A 14,012-nucleotide genomic window follows, 5' to 3' on the forward strand; every position below is an offset into this window, starting at 1 on the left:
AAACAAAATTGCAAAATCATTCAATTTATCTCATATTTTCATTTTAAAGCTTGACTAAAGTACGTTATAATAACTATGAGTAATTAGGAGGAGAAGACGCATGATTTTGTATATCGTTGTAGGTATTATATTACTAATTTTGATTGCGATCGGTATTCTATTCTTCATTCGTTCGAAAAAGCGCTCGATTGTAGATGAAGCCGAAGCAAGAAAAGAAAAGATTGAAGGACTATCTTCTAGAGAAAGCTTATCCCAATTAGAACACTTAAACTTAACTGGTGAAACAAAGTCTACATATGATTCGTTAAAACGTTCATGGGATGAGAACAAACAAAAAAACTTATCACCAGTTGAAGACAAGATTCACGAAGCTGAAGTTAACTTAGATAAATTCAAATTTTCTAAGGCTCAAACGGAAATTGATGATGCGCATGCTTTAATGGATAAATATGAACAACAACATGAGAAACTTTCAAGTGATGCTGAAGAAATGGTTTCAATACATAACGATAGTGACCGTAAGTATAAAAAATGTCAGAACGACTATCGTGAAATGAAACGTGATGTTTTAGCCAACCGCCATCAGTTTGGTGAAGCAGCACCATCACTTGAACAAGAAATTGAAATGTTCGAACCTGAAATGAAACGTTACGAAGAACTTAAAGCAGAAGGTAACTACAGAGAAGCGCATGAACATATCTCTACATTACATGGTGACATGGATTACCTTAAAAAAGATATGAAAGAGATTCCTGATTTAATCCGTGAAGCGCAAAAAGAATTACCAGGTCAATTCCAAGATTTAAAATACGGTTGCCGTGATTTAAAAGTTGAAGGTTATGACCTTGACCACGTTAAAGTGGAGCATACGCTACAAGATTTAAAAGCAGAATTAAGTTTCGTTGAACCTATGATTAGTCGTCTTGAATTAAATAATGCGAACCAACAATTAAATGGAATTAATGATAAGTTAGATGAAATGTATGATTTAATTGAACATGAAGTTAAGTCTAAAAATAAAGTAGAAGAATCTAAAGAAGTCATTACAGATGATTTATTTAGAGCGAAAGATATGAACTATACGCTACAAACTGAAATCGAGTACGTTAAAGAGAATTACTACATCAATGAAAGTGACATTCAAAGTGTTCGCCAATTTGAAAATGAAATTCAAAGCTTGATTTCAGTTTATGACGAAATTCTTAGAGAAATGGCCAAATCAGCTGTACGTTATAGTGAAGTTCAAGATAACTTAAAATACATCGAAGATCATGTGAAAGTGATTAACGAGAAGCAAGAGAAACTACAAAATCACTTGATTTCACTTCGTGAAGACGAAGCAGAGGCTGAAGAAAACATCCTACGTGTTCAATCTAAGAAAGAAGAAGTTTATCGTCGTTTACTAGCTTCTAACTTACAAAGTGTACCAGAACGCTTCATTATTATGAAGAATGAAATTGATTATGAAGTTCGTGATGTGAACGCACAATTTAGTGAACGTCCAATCAATGTTCAACACTTAAAAGATAAAGTAAATAAAATCGTACTTCAAATGAATAAATTTGAAGACGAAGCAACGGATGTGCTTGTAAACGCGGTTTACGCTGAGAAGTTAATTCAATATGGTAACCGTTATCGTAAGGACGATGCAAGCGTAGATAAAAGTCTTAATGAAGCAGAACGCTTATTTAAGAATAATCGCTATAAACGTGCTATTGAAATAGCTGAACAATCGTTAGAACAAGTTGAGCCAGGTGTTTGTGCACAACTTGAAGACGAAGTTCATAAGCAACAATCATTCTAATGAACATGAGCTTGAGACATATATTGTGGCATAGAGTTTTTAAACTTTATTTCACACAATTCTCAAAAACAGCTGACTCCTAGGGGAGTAGCGTGCGTCCTGAGACTACAGGCTCAGGCCACGCCCCAGGAAAGCATGCTGTTTTAAGGGAATTGTTTAATATGTCCTAAGCTCTTTTTTTGTGTCTTTTCAAAAGGGTCTACACCAAATCAATCGGTGTATGTTAGAATAGTATAATTGAGAAATCGAGGAGTGACATGGATGATTTATTTCGATAATGCTGCGACAACAAAGCCTAATCGTGAGGTTTTAGACACGTTTGTCAAAGTTAATGAACATTTATATTTTAATCCGAATAGTCCGCACCAAAATGGTGACCAAACTGCACGTCTCATGACCCAGTCTAAAGCACAAATTAAATCATTACTTCAATTAAACGACCAAACTGAAGTGATCTTTACGAGTGGTGCCACTGAATCGAATAATATGGCATTAAAAGGCATCGCGCGTCATAAACAAGCATTTGGTAAAACGATTATTACGTCGAAGCTAGAACATCCTTCGGTACTCGAAGTGATGCGCGCGCTCGCTGATGAAGGGTTTAACTTAGAATTTGTGAACGTTACGAAGGAAGGGCGCATTGACCTTGAGCATCTTGAAAGCTTGTTAACGCAAGATGTCATTCTTGTTTCATGCATGCACGTTAATAATATTACGGGTCAAATTCAACCAGTTGCACAGATAGCATCTATGTTAAAACAATATCCTAAAGTGCATTTTCATGTTGATGCCGTTCAAGCGCTAGGTAAAGTACCGCTTATTACGGAAGGTGTAGATACTTTAAGTGTCAGCGGCCATAAATTTAACGGTTTAAAAGGTCAAGGCTTGCTTATCACGCAAAATTACCATCAACTTGAACCTATTATTCATGGTGGGGGTCAAGAATTAAACTTACGAAGTGGAACTGTGAATGTGCCGTCTAATGTAGCTATGGTTAAAGCGATTCGACTCGCATTAGAAAACCAAGCCGAGCTATCACATACGCTTTCTGAACTAAATCAAGCGATTCGTGATTATGTATCGCAATTTAGAGGTATTGTCATCAATTCGGACGAAAGTGCGTCACCACATATTTTAAACCTTTCATTTCCTGGCGTTAAAGGCGAAGTCCTCGTGAATGCCTTTTCAAAGAGGGATGTCATGATCTCAACAACAAGTGCATGTTCATCTAAACATAGCAGTCTTAATGAAGTGTTATTAGCGATGGGTATCGATGAGAAGAACATTGAAGGTAGTATTCGGTTATCATTCGGTTCACTCAACACGATGGCAGAACTTGAACCATTTAAAAAGGCCTTTGAAGAAATATATGAAGAAGTAGAGGAGTTGTTAAGAAAATGAAGTACGACCACATATTAGTGCGTTACGGTGAACTGACGTTAAAGCAAAATAATCGTAAAATGTTTGTGAATCAATTACGTTCAAATGTCAGACAAGCTCTCATCCCTTTGAAGGGCTATGAAGTTAAAGCGAACCGTGACCGCATGTACATTGAAATCGATGACAATGTAGATGTTGATGAAATGATTAACCGTGTGACAAACGTATATGGTGTGCGTTCGGCGAGCCCGGTTGTCAAACTTGAAAAGACGATGGATGCGGTGTATGAGCAAGCGGTTGCCTTTTCTCAAACGTTTAATGCTGGAGATACGTTTAAGATTGAGGTAAAGCGTTCAGACAAAAACTTTGAATTCGATACGTTTCAAATTCAGCGTCAAGTAGGTGGCGCAGTCTTAAAGGCTAATGAAAATTTAACCGTTGACGTTAAGAACCCTGATCATGCGATAAAGGTTGAAGTTCGACTTGATGCAATTTACATGTATGACACGATTGTTAAAGGTGTAGGTGGCTTACCTGTGGGTACTGGCGGTAAGACGTTATTAATGCTTTCAGGCGGTATCGATTCACCTGTTGCTGGTATGGAAGTTATGCGTCGTGGCGTGACGATTGAAGCGATTCATTTCCATAGTCCACCATTCACCAGTGAAAAGGCTAAGGAGAAAGTCATTGAACTTACGAAAATTATGGCATCTCGTGTAGGACCGATTAAACTGCACATCGTGCCTTTTACTGAGGTGCAGAAACAAATCCATAAAGTGGTACACGAGCGTTATACAATGACTTCGACGCGTAGAATGATGATGCGCATCGCTGATAAAGTCGTGCATCAAATTGAAGCGGATGCGATTGTTAATGGTGAGAACTTAGGCCAAGTTGCGAGTCAAACCCTTAAGAGTATGTACGCGATCAACAACGTGACGTCTACACCTGTGTTACGCCCGTTACTTACTTTAGATAAGGATGAAATCGTTGAAAAGGCGAGAGCCATTGGTACGTTCGAGACGTCAATTCAACCATTTGAAGATTGTTGTACAATCTTTACGCCTAAAAACCCTGTAACAGAGCCTCAGTTTGATAAAGTAGTTCAGTATGAATCAGTGTATAACTTTGATGAAATGATCGACCGCGCAGTGGACAACATTGAAACACTTGAAATCGACAAAGATTATGATGTCAATAAGGATGAGAAAGCAGACTGGATGTCCGATTTATTCTAGTAGTGTGGGTCGATGATATACAATTTAATTTTGACTTTAAACGTTGATGAAAAAATCAGTTCATCAACGTTTTTTTATTACAATTAAAACAAATTTTAAAATTTTTTTGTTATCATGAAGATATATCTTTTAGGAAGGAATGAGGTTATGTCTAAACGTATCGTCGCGATAATTCTCGCAGTTGTCATCGTATTTGGTGGCTTATTAGTTAGCATCGGCTCCTTCATGATAGGGTCATTTATGAATGCCGATAAATCTAAAGAGACGCTTATGGAACCTACGCCAACAGTTGTTAAAAGTGGTAATACACAGAAGCAGATTGCGAAATTAAACTTAAATGGTGAAATTATGGACAGCGCCGCGCCAAGCGCTTTTGGTGGAGGAAATACATATAATCACAAAGCTTTCATGTCTTATTTAAAAGCCATTGAGAAAGACAAATCAATTAAAGGTGTATTAATTAACGTTAATACACCGGGTGGGGCAACGTACCCAACTGATGAAATCCACGAAGAGATTCTTAAGTTAAAAGCCAAAGGTAAGAAAGTCTACGTGAATATGAAATCTATGGCAGCTTCAGGTGGTTACTATATTTCAGCACCTGCAGACAAAATTTATGCTGGTCCTCAAACACTAACAGGCTCAATCGGTGTTATTATGCACGGCATGGATTATTCAGGTTTACAAAAGAAACTAGGCGTTAAATCGAACACCATTAAGTCAGGTGAACATAAAGATATCTTAAGCTCTAGTCGTCCGATGTCTGATGAAGAGAAGGACATTATGCAATCCGTGATTGATGACAGCTTCGACCGTTTTGTAGATGTGGTTAAAGAAGGACGTAACATGCCTGAGAAGAAAGTTCGTAAACTTGCAGATGGTCGCATTTATTCAGCTCAACAAGCTGAAAAGAACGGTTTAATTGATGAGATCGCATTAGAAGATAAAATCATAAAAGACTTAAAGAAAGAAGTTAAATCTAAAAATGCACAAGTTGTTTCATTTGAAGAGTCAGGTAAAGGCTTAGGGTCATTATTCGGTTTAGATGCAACGTTCGATTCAATTAAAGCAACGTTTAATGACGTGCGTTCAATCCTTAAAAATGATACGAAAACACAGCCAATGTATTTATATGAAGGGTAGGTGTGATGAAGATGTACGATTCACAAACAGAAGTTCCAAATTATAATCCTACTGCGCATTCATCTTCTAAACCTAAAAACACCCAATCAGACTTCGAGCGTGAAGTTGAATCTATTTATTATGCAGGCTTTGGTTTACGCTTTTTAAGCTATATCATAGATTTATTGATGTTATGGGGTATCACATCGATTATCTTAAAACCGATATATAGCCTTACGAAAGTCAACGAAGCGAAGTTTTTCATTGATTATTTAAGTGTTGATCATATTATGGATGCCTTATTCTATTTTCTTTATTTTATACTCATGACATACTTCTTTAAGCAAACGATTGGTAAAATGATTCTCGGTATATCTGTACAACGCAAAGATTTTAGAAAGCTTAAATGGGGCGATGTACTCATACGTGAATGGCCTGGTCGTATTATAAGCAATATCTTTTTAGGATTGCCGTATCTTGTAGTATTATTTACTCATCGACATGAAGGTATTCATGACTTCTTCGCGGATACCGTAGTGGTGAAACAAAAATATTTGAAGCAATTACAAAATCGTTGATAGAAAGTTGACCTAAATGGTAGTATTTTAGGTGAGACATTGTATAACGTAAACTTTTAAGGAGGCATTATAAATGGCAAAAGTAACATTTAAACAAGAACCTATCACATTAAAAGGTGAAGAAGTTAAACAAGGTGACACTGCGCCAGATTTTAAAGTTTTAGGCAATGATTTATCAGAAGTTACTTTAAAAGACTTTGATGGTAAGAAAAAAATTCTTAACGTAGTACCTTCTTTAGATACGCCAGTTTGCGATCAACAAGCACGTAAATTTAATGAAGAAGCATCAACTGACGAAAATGGTGTTGTATTAACAATTTCTGCTGACTTACCATTCGCTCAAAAAAGATGGTGTGCAGCAAGCGGCTTAGACAACGTATTAACAGTAAGTGACCATAAAGACCTAGACTTCGGTATGAACTATGGTGTTGTTATGGAAGAATTACGTTTATTAGCACGTTCAGTATTTGTTTTAGATCAAAACAACGAAATCGTTCACGCTGAAATCGTATCAGAAGGTACAGATTTCCCAGATTTCGATAAAGCACTAGAAGCTTATAACAACATTAAATAATCATTTTAAATATGATTGATTTTTAAAAAATAGAGATCATACTGTCCATGTAACTTTCAGAATAGATGCAATGATGTGTTTATGGGTATACCATAAGTGACACGTGAACTTAAATTCTGAATACATGGGCAGTTTTTTTAACGAAAGGATTTTATAGATGTCACAAGAGAAAACAATAATGGAACGATTATTTCAACATTTAGATGATAGAACGAAGGCTTATAATAAAGAGAACGGTCAAAGTTTTATGGAGAACTTAGGCTTAGCGATGGAAGATGTATATAAGAACCATCGTGATATGTTAGAACAAGCGACACTACAGGATCGTCGTAAAGCTTTCCAATTCGCTTACTTAAGTTTAATGCAAGAAGAGGAAATTCAAGCGAATCATCAAATTACGCCTGATTCTATTGGCTTAATTCTTGGTTATCTCGTGAAGCAATTCTCTAAAGATCGAGACGAACTTCACATTGCAGACTTAGGAGCTGGTTCAGGTCATTTAAGTGCTGCGGTTCATGAAATTTTAACTGAAACAACGATCATGCATCACTTAGTTGAGGTTGACCCTGTATTGTCACGTGTAAGTGTGCACCTTGCGAACTTCTTAGAAATTCCATTCGATGTTTATCCGCAAGATGTTTTAATGCCACTTCCATTCGAAGAGGCGGACATGGTTATCGGTGATTTACCGATTGGCTACTATCCTGTTGATGAGCGCAGTCAAGATTATAAGCTCGGTTTTGAAGAAGGGCATAGTTATGCGCATTATCTGTTTATCGAACAAGCTATCGATACGTTACGCGACGAAGGCTATGCATTCTTAGTAGTTCCGAGTCAGCTTTTCGAAGGGGAGAATGTGAAACAGTTAGAAAAATACATTGCAACAGAAACCGAAATGCAAGCTTTTCTACATTTACCTAAATCGCTTTTCAAGAGTGAGCGCGCACAGAAATCAATTCTTATTCTTCAGAAAAAGACACCTGGCAAAACAAGAGCAGTAGAAGTATTTCTAGCTAATATTCCTGATTTCAAAAGCCCTCAATTATTCCAAAATTTCTTAGCAGAATTAACGGAATGGTATGACAAAAATCATTCATAAAATTAATCTGTTATACACTTGAAATCGAACTGTATTAATGGTTAAATAGTATTGAAATCAATAAATATTTATACTGGAGGACGTATGTTATGTCAAAATTAATTTTGGCGATTAATGCTGGTAGTTCATCATTAAAATTCCAATTAATCGAAATGCCAGAAGAAAAATTAGTAACTAAAGGGTTAATCGAAAGAATCGGTCTTAACGATTCAGTATTTACAATTGAAGTAAATGGTGAAAAAGTTAAAGAAACGAAAGATATCAAAGATCACGTTGAAGCGGTTGATATCATGTTAGATAGCTTACAAAAACATGGTATTATCAATGACATTAACGACATTGATGGTACAGGTCACCGTGTTGTACATGGCGGTGAATTATTCCCATCTTCAGCATTAGTTACAGATGAAACAGAAAAACAAATCGAATCATTAACTGACTTAGCGCCTTTACACAACCCAGCTAACTTAATGGGTATCCGCGCATTCAGAAAATTATTACCAAACATTCCACATGTTGCGGTATTCGATACGTCATTCCATCAAACAATGTCAGAAGAATCTTATCTTTACAGCTTACCTTACCAATACTACGAAGATTACGGCGTACGTAAATACGGTTTCCACGGTACAAGCCACAAATACGTATCACAACGTGCAGCTGAAATCTTAGACAAACCAATCGAAGACTTACGTATCATCTCTTGCCACATTGGTAACGGTGCTTCAATCGCAGCGATTGAAAACGGTAAATCAGTTGATACTTCAATGGGCTTCACACCATTAGCTGGTGTAACAATGGGTACTCGTTCAGGTAACATTGACCCTGCATTAATCCCATTCATCATGGAAAAGACTGGTAAAACAGCTGACGAAGTTTTAAACACATTAAATAAAGAGTCAGGTTTACTAGGTATCACTGGCACTTCAAGCGACCTTCGTGACATCGAAGAAGACGCTGCTGAAGGTAACGAACGTGCACAATTAGCATTAGACGTATTTGCATCACGTATCCACAAATACATGGGTTCATATGCTACTCGTATGCACGGTGTTGACGTAATCGTATTCACTGCTGGTGTTGGTGAAAACTCAGACGTTGTTCGTGAAAAAGTATTAACAGGCTTAGAATTCATGGGCGTATACTGGGATCCTAAGAAGAACGAAGGTTTAAGAGGTAAAGAAGCGTTCTTAAACTACCCACATTCACCAGTTAAAGTATTAGTAGTTCCAACAAACGAAGAAGTTATGATCGCTCGCGACGTAATGAAATTCGGTGAATTAAAATAATTCCTTATTTGAAAATGAAGCTAGGGCATGGCCCTAGCTTTTTTGTGGTTTGAGGGGTACGGAGTCGGTGTGGCGGGGGTTCGTCGGTTTAGTCTTGCCATTGGGTACGGTGTCGAGATAGAGGAGACTCGTCGATTTAGCTAGATTGATTATGTGCGATACTACTTGTTAGGGGATTGTTGAAATATAGTTATAATTACCGGTGTGTATGATAGTATAGCAGTGATAAGAGCCAAGTGAAGAGGCGACATGGCTGTAAAACGGTGATAAGAGCCAAGTGGAGTCGCGACATGGCTGTAAAACGATGATAAGAGCCTAGTGAAGACGCGACATGGCTCTAAAACGGCGATAAGAGCCAAGTGGAGAGGCGACATGGCTATAAAACGGTGATAAGAGCCAAGTGGAGTCGCGACATGGCTGTAAAACGGCGATAAGAGCCAAGTGGAGAGGCGACATGGCTATAAAACGGTGATAAGAGCCAAGTGGAGAGGCGACATGGCTCTAAAACAGGAGTAAGAGCCAAGTGAAGTGGTGACATGGCTCTAAAACAGGAATAAGAGCCAAGTGAAGTGGTGACATGGCTGTAAAACGTTGATTTGAGCCAAGTGAATTCGCGACATGGCTGTAAAACGATGATAAGAGCCAAATGAAGATGCGACATGGCTCTAAAACAGAAATAATATCCATGTGAGCCTATCACATGGATATAATTGATAAGTAAGAATAAGTGATTATTCAACCATACCAACTAGTCCAATTGTTACAAGTTGCTAAGAGGCTTGTTGCCAACTAGTGAAGATGTCACAAGTTGCTAAGGGCACCGTTGCCAACTAGTGACGAAGCCACAGGTTGATAAGAGCACCGTTGCCAACTAGTGATTAAACGACAAGTTGTTAAGAGCGCCGTCGCCAACTAGTGATTAAACGACAAGTTGTTAAAAGTGGTCTCATTCACGAAATATTTTATTAGGTTGTACATATTACATCGGTTTGTATTACTGAAACCGACGCAAATGGCAAATAGCGTCGGAATGGAGCAACGAAACCGACGTAAAAGTCAAATAGTGTCGGAATGGATCATCGAAACCGATGCAAAATCTAAATAGCCTCGGAATGGAACACTGAAACCGACGCAAAAGCCGATTAACATCGGAATGCACCTTTGACACCGACGCTAACCCATAAATCCGCCAGCCGACCGTAAAGAACCTCTCGCACAAACCCTCCTTAAATCTTCCCACTCTACACACCCCATAAAAAAGAAGAGGTACCTGAGTACCTCTCCATCTACAAATCGCACAACTACATATTAAATTTGATAATCTTTTAAGAATTCTTTCGTTGCAACTTCTGGTTCGAAGTGCTCTGGAATCTCGCCAGTACGTACTACAAGCACGTCACATTCAGCGTGTCTTACAATTGCTTCAGACACAGATCCTACGATAAAGCGTTCTACCGCATTTAAGCCTGATGTACCGCACATAATTAAGTCCGCTTCAATTTCATTCGCAAGTTGTTTAGGGATAATCGTTTTTGGAGCACCGAATTCTAAGCGTGTTTCTACTTGAGTAACACCAGAATTTTTAGCAACTTTTTCATAACCATCTAAAAGTTTTGTCGCAAATTCGCGAGAACGTTCCGTAAATTGAGAGTCATAAAACTCATAAGATGTATACGTTCTTGAATCAACAACATTAACTACAGTAAGCTTCGCATCATTACGTTTTGCGACAGCTACTGCCTTATTAAAAGCCCATTCTGCTTCATGTGAACCATCGACTGCGATTAATATATTTTTATAAGAAAACATCGCAATTCCCCCTTTTCTATTCAATTCTATTATATCACATTTTTTAGATATTTTATAAAATACTTTTACATAAAAATTAAATATGATTGCGCTTACATGCCCGTATGCGTTAAACTGAATACTGGAGGTGGGATAAATGAGAATTGGAATTCCAAAAGAGATTAAAAATAACGAGAACAGAGTAGGTTTATCACCAAGTGGTGTTCATGCGCTTATTGAGCAAGGTCATGAAGTACTTGTTGAGACACAAGCTGGAATCGGTTCTTACTTTGAAGACAAAGATTACGAAGCTCAAGGGGCAAAAATTTTAGACGATGCCGCTTCAGTTTGGGATGTTGACATGGTGATTAAAGTTAAAGAACCACTAGAGGAAGAATTTCAATACTTCAAGAAAGATTTAATTTTATTCACGTACTTACACTTAGCAAACGAAGAGAAGCTTACACAAGCATTAACAGAAAATAACGTAACTTCAATTGCTTATGAAACAGTACAATTACCTGATGGTTCATTACCACTATTAACACCAATGAGTGAAGTAGCTGGACGTATGTCAGCACAAGTTGGTGCACAATTCTTACAAAAATTAAACGGTGGTATGGGTATCCTATTAGCAGGCGTACCTGGTGTATCTAAAGGTAAAGTAACAATCATTGGTGGCGGCCAAGCGGGTACAAACGCTGCTAAAATCGCCCTTGGGTTAGGCGCAGATGTTACGATCCTAGACGTAAACCCTAAACGTTTACAAGAATTAGAAGATTTATTCGATGGACGCGTACACACAATTATGTCAAATCCATTAAACATTGAAATGCAAGTAAAAGAAAGTGACTTAGTTATCGGTGCCGTATTAATTCCTGGTGCTAAAGCGCCTAAATTAGTTACTGAAGACATGATCAAGCAAATGAAGAATGGTTCAGTAATCGTTGATATCGCAATCGACCAAGGTGGTATTTTCGAAACAACAGACCGCATCACAACACACGACGACCCAACTTACATCAAACACGGTGTCGTTCATTACGCGGTAGCGAACATGCCTGGTGCAGTACCAAGAACGTCAACGATCGCTTTAAATAACGCAACACTACCTTACGCAGTTCAACTTGCGAACAAAGGTTATCGTCAAGCGTTAAAAGATAACCAACCACTTTCTTTAGGTTTAAATACATTTGAAGGCCAAGTGACAAACAAAGCAGTAGCAGAAACATTTGGTTACGAATATAAGCCAGTATTCGAAGTACTGAACTAATCGATATTCAATCATTAAGACGTGAGACCATTTACGAATCTCACGTTTTTTTTATATCTATTCAACTTTTTCTCAAGTCATTATACCTTCATTTCTTCCTCTTCTTGAAAAGCCCTTTAAAAGCCGTACGCCCTTAATAGGGGAGGCACGCTTCACCCACGCGACAACCACTCAATCTTTACACGATTTTACTACCATGTACCTCTTGAAATGGAAAGGCATCTAGTAGGGCATCTAAGTTATCTTTCGTAATACCGCCGCCTGGCATAATTTCAATAGCACCTTTAGCAAACATCACGAGCTTCGCTATGTGATTCAAGTTATCAAATACGCTTGAAGATGCAGGTCCACCATGCATTAGAACTCGTCTAAACCCAAGCTCGATTAAGGTTTGTAAGGCCTTTTGCTGCTGATGCACATGCACCTCATCAAACGCCATATGACACACAGCAGGGATATCAACGCATAAATCCTTAAGCGTCTCCATTTGCCATCTATCTATCGTATGGTCTCTCGTAAGGCAACCAAAGACGAAGTAATCGACATCAAGTTGACGTAACGCTTTAATATCTTGTTGCATCACTTCGAAGTCATAAAGGTCATAGACAAAGTTACCACCACGAGGGCGAATCATAACCGCTACCTCAACACCTTCCATGTGACACAAAGAAATACAAGTTTGAACCATACCGTAGCTCGGGGTCGTGCCTCCAACATCAAGGTTGTCGCATAATTCGATTCGATCAGCACCGTGTTCTATCGCATACTTTACCGACTCTATTGACGTTACAACGGCTTCTTTAATCATTTCGCGTACCTTGTTAAAGATTCGTAACCATCTTTCGTTACGAGAATATCGTCCTCAATTCGAACGCCAGCAACACCTGGTTTATAAATACCTGGTTCTATCGTGAACACCATGCCTTCTTTAAAGACATTGTCATTCTTATTCGAAATATCCGGATACTCGTGCGTATCAATACCTAAGCCGTGACCTAAACGGTGAGGGAAGTATTCACCAAAGCCTTGCGCTTCAATAATGCCACGCGCTTTACGGTCAACATCTGAAATCTTAACGCCCGGCTTAACCATTTTCATCGCTTCTGTCTCAGCCTCAAGCACAATTTGATAAATACGCTGTGCATCTTCTGACGGCGTACCAAATGGAATCGTACGCGTGATATCACTACAATAATTCTGATACACAACGCCTAAATCAAAGAGCACGTACTCATCATCAGCTAATTGACGGTCGCCCGGAACACCGTGTGGCGATGCAGCGTGATCACCAAATAACACCATCGTATCAAAGCTCATCTCAGAAACACCGTATTGACGCACTTCCGTTTCAATATGATTCACTACCTCACGTTCCGTTACGCCCACCTTTAAAAAGTCCTTCCCAATCTCAATGCATGTATCCGCAATTTCGGCTGCGCGGCGCAATTTTGAAAGTTCGTCATCTGTTTTAATGTTACGTAAAGCTTTTACCTCGTCATCTACATATGAGAATTGAGCTACTTGAAAAGCGTCTTTAAGTTCATGTTCACGTTTAACCGTTAAATACTCAGCTTCAACAAGCATGTGATTCAACGTCTTTCCAAATTTCTCATACGGATCTTCTGTATCTAAGTAACCTAAAATGTTACCTTCATAAGGCGAATTCTTAATATCTTCAACTTCCATTTGAGGGGCAAACAAAGTTCTTGTGCCATCCTTTTCAATGAGCAGGGCAAACAAGCGCTCATGAGGATCTGAATGATAATCTGTTAAATAAAAGATGTTCTTAGGATTGGAAATCCACATCGCATCACCATTCATGTCGTTCAGTACCTTAATTAGTTGTTCATTCTTCATCGTTACACGC

Annotated in this window: 12 protein-coding genes; 9 read left to right on the forward strand and 3 right to left on the reverse strand. The window is 38.3% G+C overall.

The annotated features are described in order from the left end of the window. Positions 1-100 precede the first annotated feature (100 nt). The 8 genes from ezrA to ACF3N8_RS07020 all read left to right on the forward strand — a co-directional run bounded on the left by ezrA (position 101) and on the right by ACF3N8_RS07020 (position 9,084). Positions 101-1,804, forward strand: a complete 1,704-nt coding sequence (gene ezrA / locus ACF3N8_RS06985; RefSeq protein WP_238100985.1) for a septation ring formation regulator EzrA — start codon at positions 101-103, stop codon at positions 1,802-1,804. 261 nt (positions 1,805-2,065) lie between these two features. Then, the gene (locus ACF3N8_RS06990; protein WP_238093322.1) at positions 2,066-3,205 is read left to right on the forward strand and encodes a cysteine desulfurase family protein; all 1,140 of its coding nucleotides are present in this window, start codon (positions 2,066-2,068) and stop codon (positions 3,203-3,205) included. Then, positions 3,202-4,422, forward strand: coding sequence for a tRNA uracil 4-sulfurtransferase ThiI (thiI, locus tag ACF3N8_RS06995; protein WP_009381935.1), 1,221 nt, complete (start codon positions 3,202-3,204; stop codon positions 4,420-4,422). The genes ACF3N8_RS06990 and thiI overlap by 4 nt, the downstream gene beginning before the upstream one ends. 147 nt (positions 4,423-4,569) lie before the next feature. Further along, positions 4,570-5,565: a signal peptide peptidase SppA gene (gene sppA / locus ACF3N8_RS07000; protein ID WP_009381934.1), complete on the forward strand. Its 996-nt coding sequence runs from the start codon at positions 4,570-4,572 to the stop codon at positions 5,563-5,565. A gap of 11 nt (positions 5,566-5,576) precedes the next feature. Continuing rightward, on the forward strand, positions 5,577-6,122 hold the full coding sequence (locus ACF3N8_RS07005) for an RDD family protein (RefSeq protein ID WP_009381933.1): 546 nt from the start codon (positions 5,577-5,579) through the stop codon (positions 6,120-6,122). 73 nt (positions 6,123-6,195) lie between these two features. Then, a complete protein-coding gene (tpx, locus tag ACF3N8_RS07010; protein WP_009381932.1) occupies positions 6,196-6,696 on the forward strand; it encodes a thiol peroxidase in 501 nt (166 codons plus the stop codon). Positions 6,697-6,853: 157 nt separating this feature from the next. Continuing rightward, positions 6,854-7,795, forward strand: a complete 942-nt coding sequence (locus ACF3N8_RS07015; protein ID WP_009381931.1) for a class I SAM-dependent methyltransferase — start codon at positions 6,854-6,856, stop codon at positions 7,793-7,795. An 89-nt stretch (positions 7,796-7,884) separates the two neighbouring features. Then, positions 7,885-9,084: an acetate kinase gene (locus ACF3N8_RS07020; RefSeq protein ID WP_009381930.1), complete on the forward strand. Its 1,200-nt coding sequence runs from the start codon at positions 7,885-7,887 to the stop codon at positions 9,082-9,084. A 1,308-nt stretch (positions 9,085-10,392) separates the two neighbouring features. On the opposite strand, the gene ACF3N8_RS07025 is transcribed toward ACF3N8_RS07020, so the two are convergent. Further along, a complete protein-coding gene (locus ACF3N8_RS07025; protein ID WP_392449779.1) occupies positions 10,393-10,893 on the reverse strand; it encodes a universal stress protein in 501 nt (166 codons plus the stop codon). A 136-nt stretch (positions 10,894-11,029) separates the two neighbouring features. Here ACF3N8_RS07025 and ald point away from each other — a divergent pair, with 136 nt between their 5' ends. After that, positions 11,030-12,145, forward strand: a complete 1,116-nt coding sequence (ald, locus tag ACF3N8_RS07030; protein WP_009381928.1) for an alanine dehydrogenase — start codon at positions 11,030-11,032, stop codon at positions 12,143-12,145. A 178-nt stretch (positions 12,146-12,323) separates the two neighbouring features. On the opposite strand, the gene ACF3N8_RS07035 is transcribed toward ald, so the two are convergent. Both ACF3N8_RS07035 and ACF3N8_RS07040 read right to left on the reverse strand, forming a co-directional pair. Beyond that, a complete protein-coding gene (locus tag ACF3N8_RS07035) occupies positions 12,324-12,953 on the reverse strand; it encodes a copper homeostasis protein CutC (protein WP_238101820.1) in 630 nt (209 codons plus the stop codon). Continuing rightward, a complete protein-coding gene (locus ACF3N8_RS07040) occupies positions 12,950-14,002 on the reverse strand; it encodes a Xaa-Pro peptidase family protein (RefSeq protein ID WP_238101819.1) in 1,053 nt (350 codons plus the stop codon). Before ACF3N8_RS07040 ends, ACF3N8_RS07035 begins: the two co-directional genes overlap by 4 nt. Positions 14,003-14,012 lie beyond the last annotated feature (10 nt).

The organism is Staphylococcus massiliensis (assembly GCF_043186315.1).
Lineage (GTDB): Bacteria > Bacillota > Bacilli > Staphylococcales > Staphylococcaceae > Staphylococcus > Staphylococcus massiliensis.